The organism is Actinomyces sp. HMSC065F12, from assembly GCF_001814535.1.
Classification (GTDB): Bacteria; Actinomycetota; Actinomycetes; order Actinomycetales; family Actinomycetaceae; genus Pauljensenia; species Pauljensenia radingae_A.
In genome coordinates this window covers 1-26,816 of sequence record NZ_KV817028.1, presented here as the reverse complement: position 1 = coordinate 26,816, position 26,816 = coordinate 1, and the positions used below count along the sequence as shown (strand labels likewise).

Annotated in this window: 24 protein-coding genes and 1 tRNA gene; 13 read left to right on the top strand and 12 right to left on the bottom strand. The window is 59.4% G+C overall.

The genetic code is table 11. The features are described 5' to 3' along the window. Positions 1 to 170: 170 nt before the first annotated feature. Together HMPREF2975_RS08530 and HMPREF2975_RS08525 are read left to right on the top strand one after the other, a co-directional pair. On the top strand, positions 171 to 485 hold the full coding sequence (locus HMPREF2975_RS08530) for a thiamine-binding protein (RefSeq protein ID WP_058236347.1): 315 nt from the start codon (positions 171 to 173) through the stop codon (positions 483 to 485). 77 nt (positions 486 to 562) lie between these two features. Beyond that, entirely contained in the window at positions 563 to 1,165 is a 603-nt protein-coding gene (locus tag HMPREF2975_RS08525) for a GNAT family N-acetyltransferase (RefSeq protein ID WP_082628481.1), read from the top strand. A gap of 94 nt (positions 1,166 to 1,259) precedes the next feature. Here HMPREF2975_RS08525 and HMPREF2975_RS08520 read toward each other — a convergent pair whose 3' ends face one another. Continuing rightward, a complete protein-coding gene (locus tag HMPREF2975_RS08520) occupies positions 1,260 to 1,898 on the bottom strand; it encodes a PepSY domain-containing protein (protein ID WP_058236346.1) in 639 nt (212 codons plus the stop codon). A gap of 303 nt (positions 1,899 to 2,201) precedes the next feature. Between HMPREF2975_RS08520 and HMPREF2975_RS08515 the strand changes: the two genes are divergently transcribed. From HMPREF2975_RS08515 to HMPREF2975_RS08490, 6 genes are all read left to right on the top strand, one after another. Continuing rightward, complete coding sequence (locus tag HMPREF2975_RS08515) at positions 2,202 to 3,719, top strand: amino acid permease (protein ID WP_058236345.1); 1,518 nt, start codon at positions 2,202 to 2,204, stop codon at positions 3,717 to 3,719. Between the two features lie 176 nt (positions 3,720 to 3,895). Further along, complete coding sequence (locus HMPREF2975_RS08510; RefSeq protein WP_070727063.1) at positions 3,896 to 5,761, top strand: TIGR03773 family transporter-associated surface protein; 1,866 nt, start codon at positions 3,896 to 3,898, stop codon at positions 5,759 to 5,761. Next, entirely contained in the window at positions 5,762 to 7,456 is a 1,695-nt protein-coding gene (locus HMPREF2975_RS08505; protein ID WP_227469350.1) for an anchored repeat ABC transporter, substrate-binding protein, read from the top strand. 2 nt (positions 7,457 to 7,458) lie between these two features. Next, on the top strand, positions 7,459 to 8,556 hold the full coding sequence (locus tag HMPREF2975_RS08500; RefSeq protein WP_058236343.1) for a choice-of-anchor M domain-containing protein: 1,098 nt from the start codon (positions 7,459 to 7,461) through the stop codon (positions 8,554 to 8,556). A gap of 2 nt (positions 8,557 to 8,558) precedes the next feature. Continuing rightward, entirely contained in the window at positions 8,559 to 9,392 is an 834-nt protein-coding gene (locus tag HMPREF2975_RS08495; RefSeq protein ID WP_058236342.1) for an anchored repeat-type ABC transporter ATP-binding subunit, read from the top strand. Further along, positions 9,386 to 10,267, top strand: coding sequence for an anchored repeat-type ABC transporter permease subunit (locus tag HMPREF2975_RS08490; protein ID WP_070727062.1), 882 nt, complete (start codon positions 9,386 to 9,388; stop codon positions 10,265 to 10,267). Before HMPREF2975_RS08495 ends, HMPREF2975_RS08490 begins: the two co-directional genes overlap by 7 nt. 81 nt (positions 10,268 to 10,348) lie before the next feature. Here HMPREF2975_RS08490 and HMPREF2975_RS08485 read toward each other — a convergent pair whose 3' ends face one another. Next, positions 10,349 to 10,690: a hypothetical protein gene (locus HMPREF2975_RS08485; RefSeq protein ID WP_070727060.1), complete on the bottom strand. Its 342-nt coding sequence runs from the start codon at positions 10,688 to 10,690 to the stop codon at positions 10,349 to 10,351. Between the two features lie 175 nt (positions 10,691 to 10,865). Next, on the bottom strand, positions 10,866 to 12,215 hold the full coding sequence (locus HMPREF2975_RS08480; RefSeq protein ID WP_141757379.1) for a C2 family cysteine protease: 1,350 nt from the start codon (positions 12,213 to 12,215) through the stop codon (positions 10,866 to 10,868). A 583-nt stretch (positions 12,216 to 12,798) separates the two neighbouring features. Here HMPREF2975_RS08480 and HMPREF2975_RS08470 point away from each other — a divergent pair. After that, a complete protein-coding gene (locus tag HMPREF2975_RS08470) occupies positions 12,799 to 13,788 on the top strand; it encodes an alpha/beta hydrolase (RefSeq protein ID WP_193600031.1) in 990 nt (329 codons plus the stop codon). A 58-nt stretch (positions 13,789 to 13,846) separates the two neighbouring features. Here HMPREF2975_RS08470 and HMPREF2975_RS08465 read toward each other — a convergent pair. Beyond that, positions 13,847 to 13,919: transfer RNA gene (locus tag HMPREF2975_RS08465), tRNA-His, on the bottom strand. Positions 13,920 to 14,193: 274 nt separating this feature from the next. Between HMPREF2975_RS08465 and HMPREF2975_RS08460 the strand changes: the two genes are divergently transcribed. Next, entirely contained in the window at positions 14,194 to 15,489 is a 1,296-nt protein-coding gene (locus HMPREF2975_RS08460; protein WP_070727052.1) for a hypothetical protein, read from the top strand. Positions 15,490 to 15,504: 15 nt separating this feature from the next. On the opposite strand, the gene HMPREF2975_RS08455 is transcribed toward HMPREF2975_RS08460, so the two are convergent. The 4 genes from HMPREF2975_RS08455 to HMPREF2975_RS08440 all read right to left on the bottom strand — a co-directional run bounded on the left by HMPREF2975_RS08455 (position 15,505) and on the right by HMPREF2975_RS08440 (position 19,157). Next, complete coding sequence (locus HMPREF2975_RS08455; protein WP_227469349.1) at positions 15,505 to 15,855, bottom strand: metallopeptidase family protein; 351 nt, start codon at positions 15,853 to 15,855, stop codon at positions 15,505 to 15,507. 54 nt (positions 15,856 to 15,909) lie between these two features. Further along, positions 15,910 to 16,824 (bottom strand): ATP-grasp domain-containing protein, encoded by a 915-nt coding sequence (locus tag HMPREF2975_RS08450; RefSeq protein ID WP_070727050.1) that lies wholly within the window; start codon positions 16,822 to 16,824, stop codon positions 15,910 to 15,912. A gap of 25 nt (positions 16,825 to 16,849) precedes the next feature. Then, entirely contained in the window at positions 16,850 to 17,989 is a 1,140-nt protein-coding gene (locus tag HMPREF2975_RS08445) for a D-alanine--D-alanine ligase family protein (RefSeq protein ID WP_070727049.1), read from the bottom strand. 61 nt (positions 17,990 to 18,050) lie between these two features. Continuing rightward, positions 18,051 to 19,157, bottom strand: coding sequence for an NAD(P)H-dependent glycerol-3-phosphate dehydrogenase (locus HMPREF2975_RS08440; RefSeq protein ID WP_083314492.1), 1,107 nt, complete (start codon positions 19,155 to 19,157; stop codon positions 18,051 to 18,053). A gap of 131 nt (positions 19,158 to 19,288) precedes the next feature. Here HMPREF2975_RS08440 and HMPREF2975_RS08435 point away from each other — a divergent pair, with 131 nt between their 5' ends. After that, entirely contained in the window at positions 19,289 to 20,026 is a 738-nt protein-coding gene (locus HMPREF2975_RS08435) for an AMIN-like domain-containing (lipo)protein (protein ID WP_070727047.1), read from the top strand. Between the two features lie 96 nt (positions 20,027 to 20,122). Here HMPREF2975_RS08435 and HMPREF2975_RS08430 read toward each other — a convergent pair whose 3' ends face one another. The 4 genes from HMPREF2975_RS08430 to leuC form a co-directional block, all read right to left on the bottom strand. After that, complete coding sequence (locus HMPREF2975_RS08430) at positions 20,123 to 20,890, bottom strand: lysophospholipid acyltransferase family protein (RefSeq protein ID WP_141757377.1); 768 nt, start codon at positions 20,888 to 20,890, stop codon at positions 20,123 to 20,125. A 95-nt stretch (positions 20,891 to 20,985) separates the two neighbouring features. Further along, positions 20,986 to 22,311 (bottom strand): UDP-N-acetylglucosamine 1-carboxyvinyltransferase, encoded by a 1,326-nt coding sequence (gene murA / locus HMPREF2975_RS08425; protein WP_070727045.1) that lies wholly within the window; start codon positions 22,309 to 22,311, stop codon positions 20,986 to 20,988. A gap of 91 nt (positions 22,312 to 22,402) precedes the next feature. Continuing rightward, positions 22,403 to 23,053 (bottom strand): 3-isopropylmalate dehydratase small subunit, encoded by a 651-nt coding sequence (leuD, locus tag HMPREF2975_RS08420; protein WP_070727043.1) that lies wholly within the window; start codon positions 23,051 to 23,053, stop codon positions 22,403 to 22,405. A 110-nt stretch (positions 23,054 to 23,163) separates the two neighbouring features. Next, the gene (leuC, locus tag HMPREF2975_RS08415; RefSeq protein ID WP_070727041.1) at positions 23,164 to 24,576 is read right to left on the bottom strand and encodes a 3-isopropylmalate dehydratase large subunit; all 1,413 of its coding nucleotides are present in this window, start codon (positions 24,574 to 24,576) and stop codon (positions 23,164 to 23,166) included. Positions 24,577 to 24,741: 165 nt separating this feature from the next. Between leuC and HMPREF2975_RS08410 the strand changes: the two genes are divergently transcribed. Continuing rightward, positions 24,742 to 25,476: an IclR family transcriptional regulator gene (locus HMPREF2975_RS08410; RefSeq protein ID WP_070727039.1), complete on the top strand. Its 735-nt coding sequence runs from the start codon at positions 24,742 to 24,744 to the stop codon at positions 25,474 to 25,476. A gap of 6 nt (positions 25,477 to 25,482) precedes the next feature. Further along, the gene (locus tag HMPREF2975_RS08405; RefSeq protein ID WP_070727037.1) at positions 25,483 to 26,613 is read left to right on the top strand and encodes a glycosyltransferase family 4 protein; all 1,131 of its coding nucleotides are present in this window, start codon (positions 25,483 to 25,485) and stop codon (positions 26,611 to 26,613) included. Positions 26,614 to 26,816: the final 203 nt, after the last annotated feature.

Here is a 26,816-nt window from a genome sequence, read left to right as displayed (position 1 = left end):
ACACACCTGTCAACTATGTATTGAAACCAGACAAACAACAAAAAACAGGGTCGCCCCCTCGTTCGGCGCGTGAGGACGTCACTGACACTGCGGCAAAAACGGAAGGCACGCGGTCTTCTGAAGCGGGCAATACGCACGCTTCGAGCGGCACTTCACGATATCCTCAAGGCATGTTATTTGCCTTTTCAATTTCCCCGTCCACGACGGACAGCCCTGACGGTTCGATGGCGCATATCGTGGCGCGCGCCGTCAAAGTCATTCGTGACAGCGGCCTACCCCACGAAACCAATTCGATGTTCACCACCATCGAAGGCACATGGGATGAATGCATGCCAGTGATTCGCCGCGCCTGCGAAGCAGTGGGCGAAGTCAGCCCTCGGGTCTCACTGGTGCTGAAAGCAGACCTGCGCCCCGGTCACTCAGATGAGATGAGCGGGAAAGTGCAGCGACTCAACTCCCAGCTCGACAAGATCGACGGACAGTAACTCCCCCAAGGGAACACCATAGTGCGTGGTCGCGAACGCGTGCGCGAGCATCACGCTATGACCAATACCGTAGGAACATGAGCATCCCTACCGACGCGCCCCAGTCCCGGCCATTCACGATCCGCAGGGCCACACGCGCTGACGTTTCCGCACTGCAGGAACTGTCCATCACGACTTTTACACAGACCTTCGGTTTTCTGTACGCGCCCGATGACCTCCAGAACTTCCTCGAATCGACCTATTCGCCCGACGCGCTCACATCGCTGCTCACTGACCCCCAATGCGCCGTCTGGCTGGCGTTCGATGCGGGCGTTGGTGGAGACACTAATCTCGACGCGCAGGAGACCTCTCAACCGGTCGCGTATGTGCTTGCCGGGCCATGCTCACTTCCCCACCCTGATGTGCGCTCCGGCGACGGGGAGATTAAGCGGCTCTATGTCAGGCAAGGCCTGCAGAATTCAGGCCTAGGTACACAGGTCATGTTCATCGCCGTCGACTGGCTTCTTGAGCGTCAGCCGGACGCCTTATGGCTGGGCGTCTGGTCACGCAACGACCGCGCGCAGCATTTCTATGAGCGTTTCGGCTTCACGCACGCGGGCGAATACCGATTCAAAGTCGGCTGCCACCGCGATCATGAATTCATCGTTAAACGGGCGCTGCATGCCTCACTTCGTCAATGAGGCATGAAATGGGCCCACCGCCTTCAACAGCGGTGGGCCCGAGCTCATACTTTCCGCAGACTACATGCGCTGCATCATCTCCAGCTCACCTGCATCAACCCTCAACTGTCACAGCGCCACTTTCAGCGTCGATGTCGAATTCGGCCAAGTCTCCCCCGGCTTCGTTTTCGAGTTCAACCTCGAAGTAGAACTTGTTGTCGTCATCGTCGTCGAAGTCAGCAGATATGAGGTAGCCATCGGGACGCTCGGCCAGGGCAGCCTTGACCGCATCGGCCAGTGAGATGATTCCAGCATCCGCAACATGCTTGTCGTCTTCATCAAAGTCGTCGTCGATCTCGTTTCGCACGACATTGCCGCTTTGATCAATGACGTAGACACGGCCTTCATTACCCTCAACAACCTTCACTTTCCACTCGGAGCGCTGGTCGTTGGTTTCCAGAGAATAGGCGCGGCCACCGTTCACGCCCTCAGCAGCCGCCACAGCCGCCAGAGCCTGCTCGTTGGATGAAACACCTGATGCCGCAGAGGCCTGATCGTCATCTCCAGATTCGGCGGTGTCATCAGCATCATCATCACGGTCATCGTCCGAGGAAGACTGAGTTGCCTCGCTCGTCGTAGTAGTTGACGTGGGTTCAGATTCAACTGGTGCGGGGTCATTTTGGGAACTGCAGGCTCCGAGAGTGAATGCCAACGCGATCGCAGGGACAAATGCCAGTTTTCGTGTGGTTTTCATGCCTTTACCCTGTCAAGTACTCTCCCACTTTTGCAAGCGATCACGCCAGATTCACGGCGCGCGAAGCATTGCTACCACCCTCAAACGGCGCCAGCGTGCGCAACCCTCGACGTCCGCATGATTATGCATACCTATCAGTAAGTTTCGCTATTTGGATGCCGTTCATCCGACCTTGCGCAAGGTATCCACCATACGAACACTTTTCCACGAGGGCGATTTTTGGCCTACCGTGTTCACATGCATGGTGACAGTCGACTTCTTTGCTGATTCTCGACTGACTGCTTACTCAACGAGGGGGAACGTATGTCTGATTCTGCTGCGACGCCAAAAACTGGCAGCCACGGCACAGCCGATCCACACCTTCGACGCAACCTCAAGGCTCGCCACCTCAACATGATCGCCATCGGAGGCGCAATTGGAACGGGCCTGTTCGTCGCATCAGGTGGCACCATCACCGGCGCAGGGCCAGGTGGCGCACTGCTGGCGTACGGCGCAATCGGCGTCATGGTCTTCTTCCTCATGCAGTCACTGGGCGAGATGGCCACATACTGCCCCTCCTCCGGTGCGTTCGAGGTTTACGCGACGCGCTACGTCTCCAAGTCTTTCGGCTTCGCGCAGGGATGGAACTACTGGTACAACTGGGCGATCACGGTGGCAGCCGAACTCGTTGCCGCCACCATCGTCATGCAGTACTGGTTCCCGCCGGATCAAGTTCCACCGTGGATCTGGTCCGGCGTCTTCCTGCTGATTCTGTTCACCCTCAACGCGTTCAGTGTGCGCGGTTTTGGTGAATCTGAATTCTGGTTCGCCGCCATCAAAGTCGTGACCGTCTTGATCTTCCTGGCGCTGGGTGTGCTGATGATCGTCGGTATCCTGGGAGGCGAATCGCCCGGCCTGACTAACTGGCAGATTGGCGAGGCGCCCTTCGTCAACGGCTTCTGGGGAATCATGGGGGTCTTCATGATCGCCGGATTCTCATTCCAGGGAACAGAAATGATCGGCATCGCAGCCGGCGAGACTGAAGATCCGGAGAAGAACGTTCCCAGGGCTACGCGAGCGGTCTTTTTCCGCATCCTGCTGTTCTATATCGGCGCGATCCTGGTGATTGCCTTCCTCATCCCCTACACCGACCCGTCGCTGCTGCAGGGCGCAAGTGCGGACGATTCCACCGCACAAGGCTTCACCGAGGCCGTCACGAAGTCACCTTTCACGTTGCTCTTTGAGCGAGCCGGCATCGCCGGTGCTGCAGGTGTAATGAATGCGGTCATTTTGACCTCGATTCTGTCTGCAGGAAACTCCGGTGTCTACGTCGCCACTCGCATGCTCTACTCAATGGCGAAGGAGCGTAAGGCGCCTCGTCTGTTTGGTCGTGTCACCTCACACGGTGTTCCCCTGGCAGCTCTGGCCGCTACGTGCCTGATCGGCGCGGCATGTTTCGCCACATCTCGCGTCGGTTCCGGCGTTGTCTACAGCTGGCTGGTGAACGCGTCCGGCCTGGCCGGTTTCATCACATGGATGGGAATCGCATGGTCGCACTTCTGTTTCCGTCGCGCATATAAGGCTCAGGGGAAGGATCCGAAGGATCTGCCCTACCGCGCTCTGCTCTATCCTGCAGGTCCGCTCATTGCGTTGGCGATGTGTGCGATCGTTGTGGTAGGTCAGTCCCTCGACGTGATTGCCGGCGAATTCTCCGTCATCAAGTTCATCGGTATCTATATCGGGCTGTTCTTCTTCCTCGCCATTTGGGGCGGACATAAACTGGTGACGCGCTCGCGCGCAGTTGACCCGATGAATGCCGACCTGTCGCGGACAGCGCAGTAGTTCCGCCGTTCCCTGTCGTAACGGAATCGGCCTCGCGTTCGACGCGAGGCCGATTCCTTATGCGCTGTTCTGTGTGCACTGTTCTGTGTGCTCTGTTAGACGCCCCACCCTTTTGAGATTGATTTTCACTATGTTAGTGTTGTGCGTATTGATAATCATTCTTGACAGGAGGTCCAATGCGCTTCTTACGCACGCTTGCTCGGCGCCGCAGCGCCAAAGCCCTTGCGGCAGCAGCACTGCTCAGTGTGGTCGCCTCACTCAGCAACGCCATGCCGTCCCCGGCATCCGACACACTCACCCTTGATCACGGTCACGTCGATATGTTTCACCTGAGTACCACCTCCTCAGGTGGAATCGACCTCGACGTGAAAGAAGACGTTACGGGCACAGACGTCCGTCACGCCCCTGAAGATGTCACATTCGTCGTCAAGGAAGCTGCAAAAACAGCGATTCCATCCGATGCAGGTGTGCCCGGTGCACCAGAGGCGTACGTGCTTCCGCAAAAGCAGGATTTCAACCTGCTGTGGCCGGGATGGGACATTTTGGCGTTGGGAGATTCCTACACGGGCGCGAACTTCGACATTTCGTATTCAGGTCCCCAGGGAGGTCACATCGCAGCGTGGATGACACCAGCCTTCGGTGCGCCTCAGTCAGTACTGACCGACAAGTCCCTCGCTTTGGATCCTGCCGGCTCCACTATCGAGCAGCCTTATCTGGCGCATGCGCACGTCAACTGGCTGTTTACACATGCCGGCACCTACACGCTCAAGGTCACCGCGCGGGCCACGCGCACCGATGGCACCCAGGTTCACAGCACCCCACATACGTACACGATCGTCGTAGGACATGCACAGCCTGCCTCAGATTCACAGGGCACTGACGAACCTGGCTCGAAGCCGGGCGAGGGCGAGGCAGCCACGACACCGACATCCCCTGAAGGGGACGAAAGCACCTCCCCGGCAGGTGACGACGCGCAGGCAGGTGACGGCACGCAGTCAGGCGACGGCACGCAGTCAGGTGACGGCACGCAGTCAGGCGACGGCACGCAAACGGAAAGCAGTTCACAGACGGGAACTGGCTCACAGGCACAGCCTGACTCGCCAGCCGCCGTCTCGAAACCGCACGCAGACTCACCAGCACACAATGGCTCAGCAGCACAACCAGCCGCGAAAGCAGAACCAGAGAAGTGCATTGCCACCGAAATCACCCGCCCCGCCACCGAAGCGGAGATTGCGCAGGCACAATCTGCTCCCCACGGTGATTCCACAGTCGCCACAACAACCCTGCACTTTTCGGTAGGCCCCAACGCTTCAGGAGATGCGACCGATGGACACTTCGACCTCGGCGTCGGCATCTCGAACGGGCGTGCCGTGGCACTGCTCAAAGACGATCGCGCTCAGCCCGCATCGTGGGTCAATCCGTCAAGCCTGACGTTTGCCGTGGGAGGCGCCGCATATCTCAAAGCACCCTCAGCATTGTCATTCCTCACCACCGCAGGAAAGCCCGTGTGGATGATCGGCTCCACACAGCAACGCGGTGTGCCGTGGCTCGGCATGAACTCACAGCGCCCCGAACTGTCAGGCGCCACAACCGGTCAGGTGCGATGGGCACTCGAGGATGTGCAAGGTCCTGGCCGTCTGGGCGTCTTCTTCTCCGGAGGACTTGGCGGCGGAGTAGGCGAAAAAATCTTCACCGCTCCCGGTGATTCCTTCACACTGCCAGCCAACACTCACGCGCATCCGAACTGGGTCTTCACAGCTCCTGGCCATTACTCCGTGACCATCAGCCAGACACTCACCCCCACCAATGCCGCAGCTTTCGCAGCCTCAGGCGTCCATGTGGATGAGAACGGCCAGCACGTCGTCACAGAAGTCGTGGGCCGCACCCCCTCCGGAAAAGCATGTGAGTTGCCGGAAAACGCCACCAGTCTAGCGTCAACCGGCGCCAACAGCTTTCTGGTTCTTGCCGGCCTTGTGCTCATCGCGGGCCTGGCTGGTCTGGGCATGCACCACGCTGCTCGTCGCACACGCTGCGATCGCTAGATGCCGCTGATCGCCATGTTCCACACATTACGACGAGGGTGGCCAGCCCACCTGCATGCTGCAGCACACACCTTTCGCATCACAGGGCGCGCACTGCTGACACGCACGGTAGTCACCCTCGTCACTGTGGCATCTGTCGCCACGATAAGCGCGTGCAGCGGCATCGGACGCGCGCAAGCAGGTGCCGATCAAACCGGCGCGCTCAAAGTCGTGACAACCACAGGAATCCTGGCTGACCTGGTGCGTCAGGTCGGCGGTGAGCGCGTGTCGGTTAATGCACTGGTGCCCGATGGGGCAGATCCGCATACCTATGAGCCCTCACTGCGCGACATCCGCGACGTCGCCTACGCTGACGTGGCATTTTCGAATTACCTGCTGCTCGAAGAACATGCCATAATCCGCGCGCTCGACGCCAACCTGCCCTCCCAGGCACGCTCGGTGTCCATCGCGGAAGTTGCCGCGGCATACGGTGCGAAAGTACGCCCGCTGGTCGAAGATCGCGCACTGGATACGGTGTGGCTCGGCATGCGGGTAAGCGGCAGCGGGGAGAAATACGGAGCGGATCGAGCATCGGAAATATCCCTGTATTGCACCGGCGCAGACCTACCCGAAGGATCGGTGGCGAGCGCGTGGCTGACCACCACGTTCGGTGCGCCCAGCATCGCCTTTACTGCGGGCGGGCAGACAGAGACTTCACAGACACATGCATGCTCAAATGATCAGATGCGCCTCCCCGCCCAGGCGCACCAGCACATGAGCTGGGGTTTCACAAAGCCAGGGATCTACCGCCTCACGCTGGGAGCGACCATCCGCCCCGGGCGCGGCCTGCCTGACAGCAACCTGCGCAGTGGGACGCTGGTCGTGGCTGTGGGCATTGACCCCGGTGAAATCGCCGCGCACGAAAGGCGCACCGTCGTCGATTCTGGCCATGCGGATGTGACCGTGGATCTGGAACACGGTGACGTGACCCTCATGGCTGATTCACACGCGGGCGGGGATTCAAGCCTGGAGCGGATCAACCTGGATCGCGCCGTCCTGTCAGTGCCGGCTTCCACTTTGACCTCAATTCCGGCAGATGGCTTCCGATTCCTCGGCCATCCAGGCGACCCGATCTACCTGCTGCCGCAGGCAGTCCTCGGCAAGCATGTGCACGGCGAGATCGACCCGCACCTGTGGCACGACGTATCGAATGCGCGCGCATACGTGCAGGTCATTCGCGACGAACTGATGCGCGCTGATCCCGAAGGGGCCGCAACCTACCAGCGCCGCAGCGCCGCCTACCTCAACGAGCTGGCTGACCTGGACACCTATATGGCCCAGACGATTGAGCAGATCCCGCCCGAACGACGCCACCTGGTCACCACTACTGATGCGTTCGCTTATCTTGCCGACGCGTACGGGTTGGACGTGGCGGGCTTCCTGGCTCCCAATCCGGCCACAGAGCCATCCCTCGCTGACCGCCAAGCACTCCAGGCAGCGCTCAGTGACCTGAAGATTCCCGCCGTTTTCCTGGAGCCGAACCTGGCCCGAGGGCGCTCACCGCTGCGCACGATTGCAGAGGAATCAGGCGTGAAAGTCTGCCCTCTGTACGGCGACACGCTGGATTCACGCGCCCCGACCTACATCGACATGATGCGCGCGAATGCAGATTCGCTGCGCGAGTGCCTCTGCCCTGCTGATTCAACGAAAGAGTAACCGTGACACAATCCCTGATTTCACGCCTGACCAGTGCCGCCCTGGGGGCCCTCGCCGCCACTGCCTGCCTGGCCCTGCCCGCCTTGTCTGCGCCGATGGACGAGGCTGACCCTGCCCTGGATCAGACGGTTAAGGCAGATGAACCCGTTTCCACTGATCCGACCGTGATTTCGCGCGGACACGTTGACATCGGTCCGCGCGTCATCGACGGCACGTGGCAGATCCTGGCGCGCGATGATTCGGCTGCCACACCACTGTGGCGCACCCTGGATTCGGTTGCCATCCACGTGAGCGATGAGTCCATGATGGATGTGCCGGATACAGACGATTACGCCTTTCTAGAAGGCGCGCAGGGTAAGCGCGCCTGGGTGATCCCGCAAACTCAGCAGGTCGATGTGCCCTGGGTCGGGTGGAACACGCAGGATTCGGAGGCACTGAAGCGCATGGGAACGGGCGCCACGATGACGGTTGAACGTGTCGAGGGGCCGGGCCGCATGTGGCTGTTCCTGCAGGACGGTACGTTCGGAGCGCCGCGTGTGCTGGCGGATTCGGGGGCGAACAGCGCTGACGGATCAGCGGGCAGCACACCTGCCGGTGAGGTATGGATGGAAGCCAATACTCATGTGCACGCTAATTGGGTATTTTCTGAGCCGGGCGTGTACCTGGTTCATCTGCGTGTGGCAGCTGACGACGGTGCAGGAAACGCGTCGTCTGACGCGACGGCCCAGGCTGTCATGCGTGTCGCTGTCGGCAGCCAGACTGATCCGCACGACGCCCTCAGGGCTGTGCCCGCAACTGCAGATCCTGCCGATTCTCAGAATGCTTCCGACCAGTCCAGAGCAGGCGAACAAGCTGGCGACAATTCTGCATCCACTGCCGAATCGGCACCGCCCGGTGTTTCCTCACAGGACCAGTCGGCTCTGAAGGGGCCACGGGACGTGTCTGATTCGAATACGTCCGCTCCCCTGTGGATCACCATCATTGCAGCCGTCGTGCTGATTGGTGCCGGCGTGGCGTGGCTTGTGAGCAGGGCGCACAGGAAGCAGCGCGCAGGCTCATCCCTCGTCAATCCGCAGGATTCAGAAAGGACCACTCGATAGGCATGACTCTCACGGTACCAACTGCTGCGGCGGACAGGTCACCGGCAGGCGATGCGCTGAGCGTGTCGGGCCTGAATGTGTCACTGGCGGGCCGTTCGGTTCTGCACAATGTCTGCTTCACTGTTCCTCCCGGCTGCCTGATCGGTCTCATCGGCCCGAACGGTGCCGGCAAGACCACACTGATGCGCGCATTGCTCGGATTGGTGCCGATCAGCTCCGGCAGCGTTCAAGCCGGAGGGACGCATCTGAGTGCGCCGATGATCGGGTACGTTCCTCAACGCCATGAATTCGCGTGGGAGTACCCCATCAGCGTGCGCCAATGTGTCGATATGGCTGCGCGCCTCCACCCCGGCGAGGGATCGCGCACGCTCCGCATGATGCGGCGTTTCGATTCCATCGCACGCCGCGAGCGCCATGAGCGCGTCTCGCGCGCCCTGGATCGAGTCGAGCTGTCGGATCTGGCTTCCCGTCCAATCGGACAGTTGTCAGGCGGGCAGCGCCAGCGCGTCCTGGTTGCCCGGGCGCTCGCCGGTAATCCGCAGTTACTGTTCCTCGATGAGCCGTTCACGGGGTTGGACATGCCCACCCAGGAACTCCTGACTGATCTGTTTCAGCGGCTGACCGGCGAAGGCTGCACCATTATGATGAGTACGCATGACATTGCCTCCGCGCTCCATACGTGCGATCAGCTGCTGCTGCTCAATCGCACGGTGATTGCGCACGGCACTGCCGCTGAGCTTGCTGATCCGACGTTGTGGGTGCAGGCCTTCCACATTCGCTCCGACAACCCGCTGCTGCGCCTGTTGCCGGCAGAACGACTGGAGGACGCATGCTGACGCTCAGCGAGTTTTGGCAGGATCTGCACAATCCCCTGTTGGCTTTCCTGCCTCGGGCGCTTCTGATCTGTGTGTGCTGCGCCGTAGTCTGCGGTGTTGTCGGATCCTACGTTGTGCTGCGAGGGATGGCGTTCATGGGTGATGCAGTTGCCCACTCTGTGTTCCCCGGCCTTGCCATCGCGTTCGTCCTTCAGGGATCTCTGGTACTGGGAGGTGCGATCGCCGGCATCGTCACAGCGGTGCTGGTCGCTCTGCTGTCGGGCAATCGGCGTTTGAAGGAAGATTCTGTCATCGGCGTACTGTTTGCCGGCGCGTTCGCTCTGGGTCTGCTCATCATGTCGAGGGCGCCTGGCTACGCCGGTTCGCTCCAGCAGTTCCTATTCGGTTCCATCACCGGCATACCTGCATCCGATGTTCCCGTTGTTCTGGGTGTGAGCGCTGGGATCATGGTTGTGGTTGCGCTGATGCATCAGCGTTTCCTGGCGGTTGGGCTGGATCGGGAAAGTGCTCGCGCAGCCGGAGTGCAGACGCTGGCTGTGGACGTCTTGCTGGCTGTAGTGATTTCGCTGACGGTTGTCATTTCGGTGCAGACGATCGGAAATGTTCTGGTGCTGGCATTGCTAGTGACGCCGGCAGCCACCGCACGTCTGCTCACTGATCGCCTGGGCGTGATGATGCTTCTTGGCCCTGCCATCGGGGCGCTGTGTTCGCTGATCGGCGTGTATCTGTCGTGGAGCAGTGATCTGCCGACGGGGGCGACGATTGTTGTCACGCTGACAGTTGTTTTTGTCGTGGCGTGGGTTCTTGCTCCGCGACATGGACTGACAGGCCGCCACAGGCCACGCCGCGTAACCGCATCACCTGCCGCCGCCTAAGCGCCCGCGCCAACAAGGCTTCACGGCTTCGAAACTGCTAGGCGCCGCTGAGACCGCACTCGGCACGCGAGTGCGTAAGGGTTAGTCAGACTGCCCGCGTTCCAGTTCACGCAAGGTGTCAGCCAGGGGGAACCCTTCGTCGGGTTCAAAGCAGAAAGTGGCACTGCCATTGGGGTCTACGCCAATGCTCGTGGTAGGTTCGACTCTGATCAGGGTAAAAGTCCCCACGGATTCCAGAGTTGCCGAATCTCCAGCCAGTAGCACTACCTGAATACCGCCCTGCGTGCTTCCGGCATTCAGATATGTCTGCATAAAGTGATCCTGTACCTGCGGCGCAGTGATCGTCGCGGTGTAATTGCCGGCGTTGTCCAGCCACAGCGGCGCATTCTCACCGATCGTCAGTTCAATTCCGTTGTCACACACTATAGTCTTGCTCCCGTTTTGTCCGTGATTTCCACCGGTGATTGGCTCTGAGTCTGATTGCGACTGTTGATGGGGGCTCTCGCTTTGTCCTGTTTCTCCATCAGAGCACCCGGCAAGGGCACCCATCGCGACTACGAAAGCGCATGCCAGGAGGGCCTGTCCCCTGCTCCCATGTCTACTTCGCATATCCATCTCCAACCGCGATCGAGCCGTAATACTTTCCAAAGTCTTCCCAGGAAATGGTGATTTCACCGGTGGGAGTTGTTCCTCCACCTTCCAGATAGTTGTGGCCCCATGGATTCACAATCGTGACCGTATCCGCTGTCGCGCTCTTGACCTGATAGGCGTGCTGTCCCACAAGTTCGACGTTGATGTCCCGTCCGCTGGAGTCTGTGGCATGGACCACGGCGGTATTCCTGTCCGGATGGAATTGTCCGCTTGTCGTTGCTGTCTCCGCAGTAACAGGCTTGTCAGCTTCAAGCGCATCTCTGACTTCCATCTGATCCCAGGGCTTATATCCTTCTTTGAAGAACAGGAAGCCGTTCGACTTATCAATGACGTGATAGTCCCCGCCGGACAGTTCCTTCGTGGCAGGGCCAGGCCATCCACCGGTGATGCCGCCATTGTTGCCAGGCATCGTTCCGCCCTGATGCATTTGCCCATAGGCCGACTCAAACAGCGAATACACATTCGCTTTCCCGTCTTTTCCACGGGCTCCACTCGCATATACGTCATCAACGAATTCAGTTCGTTTCCGACTTTCGTCACGATGAAGCGGATCATCATAGATCGTCACAAAATAGCCGTCGAGTTTTCCATTTTCATCGTAATGGGGCTTGATCATGTTCCGAAGGTGCTCACGCCCTTCTGTCGAGTCATTAAGAGCTATTAATGCCGACAGGAAATAGCAGTCTCCGATTCCCCTCTGGTTCATTTCAAGGGAACCCATATCATCGAGCTGTCTGAGAATATCCTCGAGCTCTTCGTCCGATAATGCGGTGCGATCACTGATATAACTGCCTGATTCGTCTCTGTTGACCGGCTCCAGATGCAGTGCTTCACGCACCAGTGCTGCACATTCAGCACCAAGAGCCTGCGCCTGATCCAGCAATGAACGATATGCCGACAGCAGCCCGTTCCCCTGACGCGCAACAGCTACGATCGTTGGCAGTTTCGCCAGGGGCGGAGCTGCATCAATTTGCGCATCGATTGTGAGCGCCTGGTGATGGAGTTCGTCGGCTTTTCGTTGAAGCGCTGAAACCGAGGCTCCATATCCTACGAGGGCATCGCCTGCCTGGCCGATTCCGTCCACCACATGCAACGCCTGTTTTCGAATCTCTTGATGCGCGCTGTCGAACGATTCGCGCGCTTCCCCTTCCCATGCACGTATTCGGCCAGGAATTCCTTCCAGTTCCTGAGTATTCGTTTCCATCACTTGTGCGGTGGTTTCCACACCTGAGGCTGTTGCGTTAATGGCGGCGGCATCTCCCGGAATATCACCGATAAGAAGAGAAAAGAGCGGCATGGCGATCACGACCTGAATTTGTGTTGACGTTCTGGGTCATATCTGAAACTCCGGGCCCATTGCCCGTCCGTTTGCTCACTTTGCTTCCTGGCAGTCGCAACGGCCTCAGATGTCTTGTTACACCATTGCCCGACTTCCCCAACACGTGTCTGTGCGGCTTGGGAAAATGCTTCGTATGCATCGCTCAGCTCCGGCTGACCAAGCACCCCGATCCCAGGGGGAGCTGGCGTCTTGACAGTGGAGAACGCAGAAAACAGCTGGTTCAGATCGTTCGACAGCTGTTTCATTTCTTCAGGGGACATTGAAAAAGTCATCGTCGATCCTGTCCGGTTGCACTGGCTCTACCGTCACGACACTGAGGTAGATCATGTCTCACATCACACTATCATACAAACTCTAGACAATACAAGTGTTTTCGGTGAAAACAACCGGCACACCTGTCGCTTCGGCTATCCCATTCAATACGCAGATGACCCTCATCTGGACTGCTCTAACACACAGAGCATTCCAATGACTCGACTGGCTGCAACAAAGTCGGCGTATGATCAGTTCACACGTTGTACCCCAAGGATGCGAAACCACCATGGATGTCTTTACCCAGGCAATCACTCCCAGTGCCACAATTACCGGCTATGCTCTGTCCGCAAGCGAGGAGCTGTCCACAGGTCTTCGCCCTGCAGTCCTGATTTTCCCTGGCGGCGGTTACCAGTTCTGCTCGGACCGGGAAGCAGAGCCAGTAGCGCTCGCCTACGCAGCTGAAGGATTCAACGCGTTCGTCGCCCGCTACGCAGTGGGTCAGGACGCACCGTGGGAGCAGTCTTTCAACGATGGGCAGGAATGCATGCAGTGGGTGCGTCGACACGCACGTAAGTATGGCAGCAACCCTCATCAGATCGCTGCAGTTGGCTTTTCGGCGGGTGGCCACCTGGCGGCATCCATTGCAACGACGCGTGGCGACCGACCGGACGCCCTCGTCCTTGGTTACCCCGTCACGCGAGCCGAGTTCGGCCCTTTGATGGGTAAGGAGATCCTCGATGTGGTCGATTCCGTTGACGAATCCACTCCTCCCACATTCGTGTTCACCACTCAAAGCGACGGCCTGGTTCCCGCTGCCAATACGACTGATCTGGTCAGCGCGTTGATGGCGCACAACGTGCCCGTGGAGGCGCACATGTACCTTCTGGGTGCTCACGGTCTCAGCCTGGCGAAGGCTCACACGGCTAACGGGCAAGCAGGAAGCACAGATGAGGCGGTTGCACAGTGGTTCCAAGCTTCCGTTACATTCCTGCGGCGCATTTTCTCCCCCTTTTCGCTCGAGGGTGCTGCGATGACGTGGAAGTCCTATACAGATACACGCCGAGTGGGGATCGACATGCGAGTCGATCGCCTCCTGGCAGTTCCTCAGGCACGCGCGATCCTGCAGAAACTGGCACCTGAGCTTTTGGCATTCGTGGAAGCACATCCGGCGTCAGCGCACATGTCTGCACGCATCCTGTTCGAACAGGCACCCGACCGTTTTCCTGAGGACACGATCCGTCAGGTCGAAAACGAGCTCACCGCTTGCAACAGGTGAAGACTCCGCATATTCAAGCGAAAGCCCCGTAACCTCAAGGCTACGGGGCTTCCCTGGGGGTGGCTGACGGGGCTCGAACCCGCGACGTCCTGGACCACAACCAGGTGCTCTACCAGCTGAACTACAGCCACCACTGCCGCACCGACCGGTGCAACGAATGCTTACTCTATCAGAGTTCACGCCGGACCTGAAAATTCTCACGCCCCCTCCGATGGTGGCATCGGACACGTCCTGAACGGCGCCGGCACAAACCTGCTTCGTAAAGCTGCCGTGAACGCTGTGGAACTCATTGATGACACCTCAGAGTCACTTGAACCACCAGAGCCGGTGATTGTCCCATTTTCATCACAATACTGTTCCTGGCCTGTTAGTATGCGAAAAAGAGCGTTGTGAAGGACACTTGCAATGTTTATCCCACATTTTGCACATGCAGGTCACCGGCGCACAGGAACAATTGCTCTTGGCGCATTGATTTCCCTAGCCTTTATTGCAGGCTGTTCCGGGGGCGGCACCGGAGGCGGCGATGCCAACGCCGACAACGCCGGCGCGACAGCCTCCAGCAACGGCAGTCTTCCCACCTATGACCCGATTCCCGTGCTCGGCGGCGAAGGCGGATGGCTCCTCCCTGCTTACATCAATGGATTCGATGAAATCGCGTATGACACAAACGGTTCAACCAAGATTCTTGCAGTAGCACCCGATTCGTCCTACTACGTCGTCTGGAATATGGATGAGCACCTTGCGATTCAGGGCATCAGTATCCCAGACGGGAAAGTCATGTGGAGCGATACAGAAAAATACATAGGGTGCGATACACCTAAGGGCCACTCCCCCGGCGGCGACGTGGTCTGCTACTACGGCACAGACGACAATAACGGCGACGTCAGCCACGCAGTCCTGTTCGATGGCGCAACAGGAGAACGAACGAACCTTGTCGATATTGAAGGTGCCACGATTTTTGGCATCGATGTGATCGGCGTGCGCGACGACATTCTTTACGCTGGATTTGAGTACGGTGATCGGGACACGGACGACATCTATGCACTCGCTTTGGATGGCTCCGGCGCCAAGTGGTCCACTGATGCAAAGACACGATTGGGAGACTGTGCGCTTGCCGAAAAAGCTGTGGCGTGCCAGAGCGAAGACAACGAGGCGATGGCCTTCGACATTGAAACAGGAAAGCCGACAATAGATCCCGTCAAACTCGGAGAAAACGACGGTTTCTACCCGTTCAGCGACGGATACATTATTGCCGGCCTGAGCGCCGACCCGGAAGAATCACCTGAGATTCCGATCTACTCGTACGACGGCACGCAGATGGGTACCTTCAGCGGGAACCCGTCACCCGATCTCTATGAAACCGTCGTCCACGGCGTCCTGCCCACGAGCGCCCTCTATCCCGACCGAGAAGACGGCCCTACCAGCATAGATGTCGAGGGTAAGGTCACCACGATCGAGTACGACCATGATGGCTATTTCGCATCAACTGGTGTTGAGATCGACCGCAGTGGCTATATCGGCGGATCAGCGGCCGATGGGAGCTTCGCACTGGTGAAAGGCCTTGATTCCGGCGATCAGCTCGTCAGCACTGATGGGAAGACACAGATTAAACTTCCGGACGAAACGTACAGGATCTTCGATCGGCACCTGCTCGTCGACGAATTCGGTGACCACGCACTTCTGCTTGTTCCCAAACAATAGACGAGGGCGACTCGCTCAGCCCCACCCCCACTGGTCGAGCTCTTCGTCGTCAACACCGAAATAGTGAGCGACCTCGTGGATGACCGTTGTTCGTACCTCGTCCTCGACTTCTTCGAGCGTGTCGCACACGGCCAGGGTGGGGCGACGAAATATGAAGATACGATCCGGCAGCATCCCGGCGTAGTCGCTGCGCTCAGTCAGAGGCACGCCATCATACAAACCCAACAGGTGCAGTGAATCTTCGGGTGGGTCGTCCTCGACAATGAATGCAACATTGTCGATTGCTCGCCACAGTCTTTCGGGGATCTCATCGACTGCACGCGCCACCATCTGTTCAAACTCATCAAAGCTGACGTCAACGCTCACGCCGGCCGCCCTCACAGGATCTTGCGAGCGCACCTGCCCGCAGCACCACAATGCTCACCAAAACGCGCGCATCGCAATAGCGTCAGCAAAGTTGTTCATGGCGGCAGGTGACGAGGCAAGATACAGGTCCGCGTCCACCAGTGACACTTCCATCACCCTGAACGAGCCCTGCCCGTCGGGGACAAGATCAACCCGGTTATACAGGAACAGCTCGTCGCGGCCCATCCGATCACGCACATAGGAATGCAGGATGGAGCGGATCAACTCGCCCCACTGCCACTGCTCGGCACTCGCGTCACGCGCCTCGACCACTGATTCACGGAACACAGGTGCCGACATGGTGTCCGGGGACAGCATTGCGGTTTTTTCAACCGAGTGCGAAACCAGGCCGTTGAAGAACAGAAGCGAGATCTCACCGTGAATATCGATGTCCTCCAGGTAGCGCTGCACCATGACCGAACGGCCCTCCGACAGCATCGTCATCGCGTGCATGATCGCGGCCTGACGCTGCTTCGTGTCGTTGGCGGAGTACCGACCCACATCGCGCACACCCGAGGACACAGCCGGCTTCACGACGAAGTCACCCGAGGCGGGAAAACGTGCATGCACCTGATGCTTCGACAGGTTCTGTTCCGGCTCCAACCACATCGTGGGAATCACCGGAAGGCCACGCTTCTCCAACTCAATCATGTAGTGCTTATCCGAGTTCCACTCCAGCACATCGGGGTGGTTGAGCAAACGTGGAACCGAGCGGCTCCACTGGATGAAGGCATCACGGTCAGTGGCGTAGTCCGACACTGAGCGGACGACGCTGACACCGGCATCATCCCAGTTCACGTTCGGGTCGTTCCACACTGCGATGTGCGGATCGGTACCTCGGTCGACCAGTGCATCAAGAAGTCCGGCATCATTGGTGTACAGGTCAGGCATTTCCGCTGACGTTACGAGCGTTACCTTCGGTTTCGACATGACTCCACATTACCCCGATCGGATCTCAGCGAAGCCCAAGCGGGCGTGCAAGTGCTTCGCGCAGCAAAGTATCGAGCAGCTGACCGTAATCCACTCCGGAGCTCTCCCACATGCGCGGGTACAGCGAAATGGGAGTGAACCCCGGCATGGTGTTGATTTCGTTCACGGTAATGGCGCCGGTTGAGTCGTTGAAGAAGAAGTCAACGCGTGAGAGTCCTTCACCACCCACCGCGGCAAACGCCTGGATCGCAACATCACGGATCCGGTCGGCGTCTGCCTTCTTTAAATCTGCAGGACACTTGAGCGTGGCAGCTTCCGCGTCCACGTACTTGGAGTTGAAATCGTAAAACTCGCCGTCAGGCACGATAATCTCACCCAGAACTGCGGCACGAGCCGGAGCCCGCTCCCCTGTCTCAGCGCGGGTGGCCAAGACGGCGCATTCAACTTCGCGCCCCTGCAACATTGATTCGACGATGATGCGCGGATCGTGTGCGTGTGCTTCTTCGATCGCCTGGTCCAGCTGCTCCCACTGGTCCACACGCGTGATACCGATGGAGGATCCAGCGCGACATGGCTTGACAAACAGAGGCAATCCGAGGGCACGGATCCGCTCGTGCGCATCGTCCTTGTGATGCGACCACTGCTCGGCCGTCACCAACTCCCAGCGCCCTACGTCTACGCCAGCCTGGCTGAGCACTGTCTTAGTCAGGTGCTTATCCATGCACACCGCAGAAGCTGCCACACCGCATCCCACGTAGCGCACGCCAACCATCTCCAGGAGCCCCTGGATTGTGCCGTCCTCACCGTAGGGGCCATGCAGCAGCGGGAACACAACGTCGATTGCTCCCAGATCGCGTGCCGTCCGCAGGCCCTGGCCACCCTCGTCACTGTCTGACAGTTCAAAGAGGCGTCCGTGCGGCCCCCACACCACATGTGCGCCCGTCGCGGTGACTTCGTGCCCATGTCCGTCGTGGAATTCAAGGTCATCAGGGTTGTCACTGACGCGCACCCACTGGCCATCCTTCGTAATGCCCACCGGCACAATGTCCCACACGTCGCGGTCGATCGCTGAAAGGATCCCTGCGGCAGTGGCGCACGAAATCTCGTGTTCGCTTGATTGTCCTCCAAAAACCATGAGGACACGGGGTCGGGCTTGAGTCGTCATGGCGTTAAGCCTACCGCCGTCCGCCGCGTTTATTGACGAGGGCGCCCCCTGATGCCTCGGTTCACAGCAGTTCGATGCGCCACCCGTCCATCTTCTGAGGGCGCGACATGAGCATCTGACCCATGTGCTCAATGGAGTCACCGTCATGGACCACGCGCACCACGCTCTCCGTGATCGGCATATCCACATCGTGAGCGCGAGCCAGCTGCAGGATCGGAAGTGCGGAGCGCACACCTTCCACCACACCGGGAGACAGTTCGAGCGCTTCGTCCAGGGAAGCTCCGCGCCCCATGCGTACACCCAGCGAGTAGTTACGCGACAGTTTCGATGAGCAGGTCGCCACAAGGTCACCGATACCGGCAAGACCGGCGAAGGTGTCGGCACTGGCTCCCAGTGTCGTACCCAGACGGGTCATTTCAGCAAGGCCGCGGGTGATCAGTGTGGCACGCGTGTTGATTCCCAGGCCCATTCCCTCGGCGGCTCCAATGGCAACGGCGATGACGTTCTTGACAGCACCGGCGATTTCGCATCCAAGTACGTCGCCGCTCACGTAGGGGCGGAATGTTGACGTGTGGCAGGTGCGTGCGATCATCGTGGCGCGCTCGATGTCCTCACAAGCCACGACCGTTGCCGTCGGCTGACGGTCGGCAATTTCGCGCGACAGGTTCGGACCGGACATGACGGCCACGCTGGTCGGTGCGAAGCCGGTTGCCTCGCAGATCACTGAATGGACTGTGCGCAGCGTGTCCAGTTCAAGACCCTTGGCCAGGGACAGCAATGTGGCATCGGGGTCCAGTGCGGGTGTGGCCTGTTCCAAAGTGGCGCGCACCGCCCCCACGGGCACGGCGATGCATACCAGGTTCGAGTCCTGAATGCACTGCCGGATGTCGGTTGTCGCGTTAATCGCATCGGACAGTGTGACACCAGGCAGGTAGGTTGAGTTTTCATGAGAGTTGATGAAGTCGACGACGCCCTCGTTCCTGCCCCACATCGACACGGTGAGGCCGGCCTGGCTCAGGATGTGCGCGAAGGTTGTTCCCCATGCTCCGGTGCCCAGCACGCTGGCGTGGGTGAAGCGCTGTTCAGGTGCGCCTGCCCGTTCCTCGGAGCTGTCCGCCGGAGGCGTGTGGGAGTGAGCGTCGTAGCCGGTCGTTGCGTGAGGTGTCATACATCAACTCTACTGCGTGGGCACTCAGATCGCGGTTGAGCCACAAGTACGAAAAATGGGAGATAAGCTTTTGGGTACTGCCACATGCGCACGAGTGCGCATAAGCGACGCCCTGTAAGGAGATTGTGATCATGGTGCTGCCCGGACCGTACAACGAGGGATCAAAACGTGACAGTGCTTTTCTGCCTGCTGTCGCAGCTGGGATTGCCGCAGCCAGCCTCCTTGTCGCCGGTTGTTCATCAACTCCTGACGAGGGTGCCTCAGCATCCGGTGCCAGCGAGCATTCTCAGCAAAGCACACCCGACACGCCGCAGACACCGAATGAATCTGATGTTTCCGACTCCGGCAGCGACACGGATTCATCCGCGACACCCAATGAGCCGGAAGCGAACCTCTCAGACGAAAAAGATGCAACGTTGCCAGTGAACGTCGATCAATGGATTGACGGTCCCACTCATCAGGAATCCGCTCCTGTTGAAGGCAGCCAGCTCATCTTCCATGACATGCGAGTAGGAGAACATGAGAACTTCTACCGGTTCGTCATCGAATTTTCAGGTGAGGGCCTACCCGGCTGGTACGTTGACCGTGCGGCTCAGCCTCTTGAGCAAGGACGCGGATTGCCGCTGAAGATCCGCGGCGCCACCTTCCTGGATGTGGGCATTGAGGGCACCGCCATGCCGCTGGAGGAAGAAGATCAGAACGTGTATTACTCGGGGCCTCCTCTGCTCAATATCGGGCCGCTGTCGATCATTGAGGACGGCACATTTGAAGGGCGCACGCATGTTGTGATCGGCATGGATCAACAGCGCGTCTATCAGATTGGAATTCTTGAAGACCCGATGCGAGTGGTAATCGACATACGCAAATGAGCCGCCTCGTCGCTCAGGTGGTCAGCGGGCAGCGGGCGGAAGAGTCATCCTCGTCGATATGAGTACACGGGGCACAGGCGCCGCATTGCAATGAAATCAGCGTCCCTGGACGCCCCTGCGCCAGTGCCCGAACCGTCCCAGCGTCTTCTTGGCTGGCCCCTGCATCTTGTCAGGATCCCACGGCTGTTCAGGAGCCTTCTCTCCGCGCAGTTCCTCCACCCCACGAGTGATGGCCTTCTGGATGCGCTCAGTCGCTTCCACCACCGCTTCGCGGTCCTGCGATCCCTGATCGGAATACAGGTCGGAAAGGTCGACCGGTTCCATGATTGTCATGCGCACTTTGCGCCCGGGACGAATGTCCAGCGCCTTCGAGTAACGCTCCAGGATCGCCTGGGGACCCCACTGTGCAATCGGGATGACCGGGCAGCGAGTATCCAGGGCAAGGCGAGCAGCACCCGTCTTGCCACGCATCGGCCAGTACTGCGGGTCACGTGTAAGAGTGCCTTCAATATAGATGCCAACGCACTGACCCGCGTCGAGCGCCTTACGGGCCCCTGCCAGCGAGTCCACAGAATGCGAGGAATTACGCAGCACCGGCACCATGCCAAGTTTCTTCATCACAGCGCCCAGCACCGGCACCTTGAACAGCTCGTTCTTGGCCATGAAGCGGGTCGGAATTCCCAGCTCACCCAGGACAAACGCCACGCACACCGGGTCGGTGTTCGAAATATGGTTCGGGGTCACCAGGAAGCCGCCTGATTCGGGCAGGTTTTCTTCCCCCGTGACGTCAAAGTTGATCCACGTGTGCATGATCGGTGAAACCGCCGCCACCGCATTCTTGTACAGGCCTTGAATTCTGCTCACAGTTCACCAGCTTAATCACAGGGGTCGGTCAATAAGGCGTCTTCAATCCGAGCTGTCGGTGCCGCTTGGTTCTTGGGCACTGCCGAGGAGTCGCTTCAGTTGTCAACGTACTGGACGCGGGCGTCCAGCTGGCGCAGTTTGGTCAGGAAATGCTCATATCCGCGCGAGATCACGTCGATGCCGGCCACGTGGGACGTTCCCGTCGCAGCCAACGCTGCGATGAGGTGGGAGAAACCGCCACGCAGGTCAGGCACGGTGATGTCAGCTGCCTGCAGCGGCGTCGGTCCCGAAATCACTGCGGAATGGTAGAAGTTACGCTGACCGAAACGGCAGGGAGTCCCACCCAGGCACTCTCGATACACCTGAATATTCGCCTTCATCTGGCGCAGCGCCTGAGTGAACCCGAAGCGGTTTTCGTACACCGTCTCATGGACGATGGACAGCCCGTCGGCCTGCGTCAGGGCGACAACCAGTGGCTGTTGCCAGTCCGTCATGAACCCGGGATGGACAGCCGTTTCCAGCGCGATCGAATGCAGAGAACCACCAGGATGATAGAAGCGGATACCCTCCTTCTCGATGTCGAAGGCGCCGCCGACCTTCCTGAAGGTGTTGAGAAATGTGAGCATGTCGGGTTGGCGCGCACCCTGGACGTACACATCGCCGCCGGTTGCCAGTGCTGCCGCTCCCCACGATGCTGCTTCAATGCGGTCGGGCAGCGAGGTGTGCCGATATCCAACCAGTTCCTTGACACCTTCAATACGGATGGAACGGTCGGTATCTGGTGAGATGATCGCGCCCATTTTCTGCAGCACGTTGATCAGATCCATGATTTCCGGTTCAACGGCCGCGCCGCGCAGGATCGTGACGCCTTCAGCACGAACCGCGGTCAGCAGTGTCTGCTCGGTGGCTCCCACTGATGGGAACGGCAGGTCCACGACTGTTCCGCGCAGCCCTTCGGCTGGCCGTGACATATGGATGCCGTCGGATCGTTTGTCGACAATCGCACCGAACTGGCGCAGGATCTGCAGGTGAAAATCGATGGGGCGTCCCCCAATGTTGCATCCTCCCAGCTGTGGGATGAACGCTTCACCCATGCGGTGCAGCAGCGGGCCGCAAAACAGGATCGGGATGCGTGAGGATCCGCCCAGAGCATCGATGTCAGAGCGTTGAGCCACTTCAACGTTCGAGGGGTCAATTCTCATGACGCCGCGGTCCTGGTCGAAGTCGACGTGCGCACCATGCAGGCGCATAAGATTCGACACCACATCCACGTCACGGATCAGCGGAACGTTGTACAGCTCAGAGGGCGTGGTCGCAAGGAGGGCTGCAACCATGGCCTTAGGAACAAAGTTCTTTGCCCCTCGCACGGTAATGCTGCCCGTGAGCGGGTGTCCCCCTTCAACTTCAAGTATCGACGTCATCTGAAGCTCCTCGTGGAAGAATCCGTATTGTCTCACTCTATGACAGTCGAGTGCGCAACGGAGTCTCAGGGAGCGCACTGCTAGGAATCTCTCACTGCTCCTGCTCGTCGCTGGGGCGAGCCGACACGACTGTTTCCTTCGGCAGGGTCCGCACCGGCAGGGTGCGCGGCTTGAAAGAGGGGCGGCGCGCCTCGTACGCTTTGATGGCATCTTCGTTGCGCAACGTCAATGAAATGTCGTCCAGGCCTTCTTGCAGACGCCACGCCGTGTAATCGTCGATGTCGAACGTGCAGGTGAACGAGCCGCATGTCACGGTGCGGTTCTCCAGTGACACGGTCATCATGACGCCTGGTTCGTTGCGTAGAAGCTTCCACAGTTGCTGGCAGTCGCCTTCGCTGATCTGCCCGGCCAGCAATCCCTGTTTGCCCGCGTTTCCTCTGAAGATGTCCGCGAACGAGGGGGCCAGAACGACTCGGAACCCGTAATCTTTGAGCGCCCACACCGCATGCTCACGCGAAGAGCCGGTGCCAAAATCAGGGCCTGCCACCAGGATCGTCCCGTGTTCGTAGGCCGGGTTGTTCAACACGAAGTTCGGGTCTGAGCGCCACGCTGAGAACAATGCGTCCTCGAAGCCCGTGCGGGCAACGCGCTTGAGGTAGACGGCCGGAATAATCTGGTCGGTGTCAACATTCGACCGTTCGAGCGGCACGCCCACGCCACTGACGGTGGTGAATTTTTCCATCTCACTCTTCTTCCACAAGTGTTTTTCTACGATTGCTGGTCCGGTACGTAGGCTGCTATCTGACCGGGGCTCGTGCGCTGCGCGTAAGGACGGCGCGCGCGTCGTTCCGGTCAGGCCTGCGGTTCCAGATCGTCTGGGCTGGACAGTGTTCCGCGCACGGCAGTCGCCGCTGCCACCAGTGGCGAGACGAGGTGGGTCCGTCCGCCTTTGCCTTGGCGTCCTTCAAAATTGCGGTTCGATGTGGAGGCGGAGCGTTCACCGACCGACAGTTGATCGGGATTCATCCCCAGGCACATCGAGCATCCGGCGTTTCGCCACTCGGCTCCAAAGTCCTTGAAGATCTTGTCCAGGCCTTCATCTTCAGCCTGCAGTCGCACGCGCGCTGATCCTGGGACGACGAGCATTCGCAGGCCGTCAGCTTTGTGGCGCCCGTTGATAATCTTCGCCGCAGCCCGTAGGTCTTCAATACGTCCGTTGGTGCATGATCCCAGGAAAACAGTGTCAATGGGGATCTGCCGCATTGGTGTTCCTGCACGCAGATCCATGTATTCGAGGGCTCGTTCAGCTGCATGCCGCCTGGCTGCGTCACCCATGTTCTCCGGATCGGGCACGCTTGCTGACAGCGGGACGCCCTGACCGGGGTTCGTTCCCCATGTGACGAATGGTTCGATCTCTTCAGCTTCCAGCACCACTTCGGCGTCAAATACGGCGTCGTCATCTGAATACAGTGTGGACCAATATTCCACAGCCTCGTCCCATTGCTCACCCTCGGGCGCGTGGGGGCGACCCTTCAGATAGTCGAATGTGGTCTGGTCGGGAGCAATCATTCCGGCGCGCGCACCGGCCTCAATGGACATGTTGCATATGGTCATGCGACCTTCCATCGACAGTGCGCGAATGGCTTCGCCTCGGTACTCGAGGACGTATCCCTGCCCGCCACCTGTGCCGATCTTCGCGATGATCGCAAGGATAATGTCCTTGGCTGTCACACTCGGTGACAGCGTGCCGTTGATCGTGATCGCCATTGTCTTGAAAGGGGCCAGCGGCAGTGTCTGGGTAGCCAGGACATGCTCGACTTCAGAGGTTCCGATGCCAAATGCGAGGGCGCCGAATGCACCGTGTGTGGATGTATGCGAGTCGCCGCACACGATTGTCATACCCGGTTGAGTCAGACCCAGCTGCGGGCCGACCACGTGCACGATTCCCTGATCCGAATCTCCCAGTGAGTGCAAGCGGATGCCGAATTCTTCGGCGTTGGCTCGCAGCGTGTTGATCTGAGTGCGCGAGGTAAGGTCTGCGATTGGTAGGTCAATATTGACTGTCGGAGTGTTGTGGTCCTCTGTCGCGATGGTCAATTCAGGGTGGCGAACCTTGCGTCCGGCCAGGCGCAGCCCTTCGAATGCCTGAGGGCTGGTGACTTCATGGCACAACTGCAGGTCGATGTAAAGAAGGTCCGGGGCACCGTTCTCGCCTTTCGTCACAACATGGTCTGCCCACACTTTTTCAGCCAATGTGCCGCTCATGATTCCTCCTTCACGCGTGTCATCACCGTCAGTTCCCTCTGATTCAGCGAATTTTCAGCACCGCCGTCGAACTGGGTGCATAAATACGTCAACAGTGTCTATGGTTAGACACAACACGTGTCTGCAGATTTTGAATCTCAAGACTTGAGATGAGAGGATCACTATATGGACGACGCATCTTCATCAGGCGTCGGGGTTCTCGACAAGGCGGCGCTGGTTCTTGACACACTCGAGGCAGGCCCTGCCACTCTTGCCCATCTCGTCGCCGCCACTGGCCTGGCGCGGCCCACTGCCCACCGCCTGGCTGTAGCTCTCGAATTTCACCGTATCGTGGCCCGCGACATGCAGGGTCGATTCGTCCTGGGGCCGCGCCTGAAAGAACTAGCCTCCCAAGCGGGCGAGGATCGTCTGCTGTCAGCCGCTATGCCCGTTTTGATTGCACTGCGCGATCACACCAAAGAATCCACGCAGCTGTATCGCCGCCAGGGCGAATCACGCGTGTGTGTGGCAGCGAGCGAACCGCCGATGGGTCTGCGCGATTCCATTCCTGTCGGCGCAACACTGTCCATGAAAGCCGGATCCGCCGCCCACGTTTTGTTGGCCTGGGAAGAGCCGGACCGCATGCACCGCGGCCTGTACAACGCTTCCTTCAGCGCGACGATGCTGGCACAGGTGCGTCGCCGCGGGTGGGCACAATCTGTAGGTGAGCGCGAAGCCGGCGTCGCGTCAGTGTCAGCTCCGGTGCGTGGACCATCTGGGCGCGTCCTCGCCGCGATCTCCGTGTCCGGCCCGATTGAACGCATGGGACGTCAGCCTGGTCGTCAGCACGGTCCGTCAGTGGTTGCTGCTGCCAACCGCCTGTCCGAGTACCTGCGTTCAGTTGAGGAAATGGAACTGTAGGAAGCTGTGAAAGTCGCCCTCGTCTCTGACTGCTACCCACCGCGACTGGGCGGGATTGAAACGCAGGTGGCGGGGCTGGCTCGAGCGCTCACTGCTGCCGGGCACGACGTCACCGTCATCACTGCCACGCCGCTTGGATCTGAACGCGGCGATCACACGTCAGTTGAGGACGAGGTACGCGTTCGCCGCCTCACGATGCGCCTACCGTGGGACATTCCCATTAACCCATTGGCGAGGGCGACTCTCACGCGCGCTCTTCCTACTTTCGACGTGGTACACATCCACACCGGCGTGGTTTCGCCTTTCGCGCGGATGGCAACGAATATCTGCGCGCGCCATGAGATCGCCTGCGTGGTGACGTGGCACTGCATGCTTGACGATCAGCGCCTGTGGTACGGGTGGGCGAATCCGCTGGATGACTGGCAGCGTGCCGGCATTGTTCTGAGCGCCGTGTCGAGCAGCGCAGCTCGGGCCGTTGAACGCTGCGCCCGCGGGCCTGTATCGGTGCGGGTTCTGCCGAATTTCATCGACACTGACCCGTGGAACAGTACACGCGAATTCCAGGCATCGCGAACCTCCCCATCCGCTCCTCTGCGCGCAGTCACAGCCACGCGGTTGGCACCACGCAAACGCATCACGCAGCTGGTCGAATGCGTGCGGGCTGCTCGCAGTCGTGGAGCTGACATTGAGCTGAACGTGTATGGTGACGGGCCGATGCGCTCATCCCTGGAACGATGCACGGCAGGTTCCGGTTTTATTCACTGGTGCGGACGCAAAACCGCTCACGAGCTGGCCGATGCGTACCGCGAGGCTGACGTGTTCGTCTCCCCTGTTGTTCACGAGGCGTTCGGCATTGCTGCGTTGGAAGCTCACGCCAGCGGCCTGCCTGTTATTTACCGCAGCGGCAACGGAATCGCTGACTTCTGTACCGACGGTGTGGACGGCGTGATGGCCGGGAGCGATGGTGATATCGCACGCGCACTGTTCGACCTGGCAGTCCAGCCACACAAGTTGGCTGGCCTGCAGCATGCAGCTGCATCTCAGCCGACGCAGCTGACATGGGACAAGGGGGCCGACACCGTCGCCGCCCTGTACGAGGATGCCTTCTCAATACGCATTGCCCCACACGTTCCTTAACTTTCCTCCGCTTTCCTCTGCCAGCAGTTTTCACAAAACCGGGGACCCGTTACAGGGTACTGCCCGATAGCTCTGCACTGTTTCGCGGTCGCGGAACTGGCGGGGCCTCATTCGCGCGGATGAAGTGGATGCCGAGTATAGACACGGGATACTCCAACCCTTATATTATGTTGTGTGGATGAATTTGATGGGGCGCATGATGC

Coding starts and splice junctions, on each gene's coding strand:
- HMPREF2975_RS08410 (WP_070727039.1), top strand. CDS start 24,742: ATGGACGACGCATCTTCATCAGGCGTCGGGGTTCTCGACAAGGCGGCG.
- HMPREF2975_RS08505 (WP_227469350.1), top strand. CDS start 5,762: ATGCCGCTGATCGCCATGTTCCACACATTACGACGAGGGTGGCCAGCC.
- murA (WP_070727045.1), bottom strand. CDS start 22,311: ATGACGTCGATACTTGAAGTTGAAGGGGGACACCCGCTCACGGGCAGC.
- HMPREF2975_RS08470 (WP_193600031.1), top strand. CDS start 12,799: ATGGATGTCTTTACCCAGGCAATCACTCCCAGTGCCACAATTACCGGC.
- leuD (WP_070727043.1), bottom strand. CDS start 23,053: ATGGAAAAATTCACCACCGTCAGTGGCGTGGGCGTGCCGCTCGAACGG.
- HMPREF2975_RS08460 (WP_070727052.1), top strand. CDS start 14,194: ATGTTTATCCCACATTTTGCACATGCAGGTCACCGGCGCACAGGAACA.
- HMPREF2975_RS08515 (WP_058236345.1), top strand. CDS start 2,202: ATGTCTGATTCTGCTGCGACGCCAAAAACTGGCAGCCACGGCACAGCC.
- HMPREF2975_RS08435 (WP_070727047.1), top strand. CDS start 19,289: ATGGTGCTGCCCGGACCGTACAACGAGGGATCAAAACGTGACAGTGCT.
- HMPREF2975_RS08490 (WP_070727062.1), top strand. CDS start 9,386: ATGCTGACGCTCAGCGAGTTTTGGCAGGATCTGCACAATCCCCTGTTG.
- HMPREF2975_RS08530 (WP_058236347.1), top strand. CDS start 171: ATGTTATTTGCCTTTTCAATTTCCCCGTCCACGACGGACAGCCCTGAC.
- HMPREF2975_RS08440 (WP_083314492.1), bottom strand. CDS start 19,157: ATGACACCTCACGCAACGACCGGCTACGACGCTCACTCCCACACGCCT.
- HMPREF2975_RS08520 (WP_058236346.1), bottom strand. CDS start 1,898: ATGAAAACCACACGAAAACTGGCATTTGTCCCTGCGATCGCGTTGGCA.
- leuC (WP_070727041.1), bottom strand. CDS start 24,576: ATGAGCGGCACATTGGCTGAAAAAGTGTGGGCAGACCATGTTGTGACG.
- HMPREF2975_RS08510 (WP_070727063.1), top strand. CDS start 3,896: ATGCGCTTCTTACGCACGCTTGCTCGGCGCCGCAGCGCCAAAGCCCTT.
- HMPREF2975_RS08525 (WP_082628481.1), top strand. CDS start 563: ATGAGCATCCCTACCGACGCGCCCCAGTCCCGGCCATTCACGATCCGC.
- HMPREF2975_RS08450 (WP_070727050.1), bottom strand. CDS start 16,824: ATGTCGAAACCGAAGGTAACGCTCGTAACGTCAGCGGAAATGCCTGAC.
- HMPREF2975_RS08445 (WP_070727049.1), bottom strand. CDS start 17,989: ATGACGACTCAAGCCCGACCCCGTGTCCTCATGGTTTTTGGAGGACAA.
- HMPREF2975_RS08495 (WP_058236342.1), top strand. CDS start 8,559: ATGACTCTCACGGTACCAACTGCTGCGGCGGACAGGTCACCGGCAGGC.
- HMPREF2975_RS08480 (WP_141757379.1), bottom strand. CDS start 12,215: ATGCCGCTCTTTTCTCTTCTTATCGGTGATATTCCGGGAGATGCCGCC.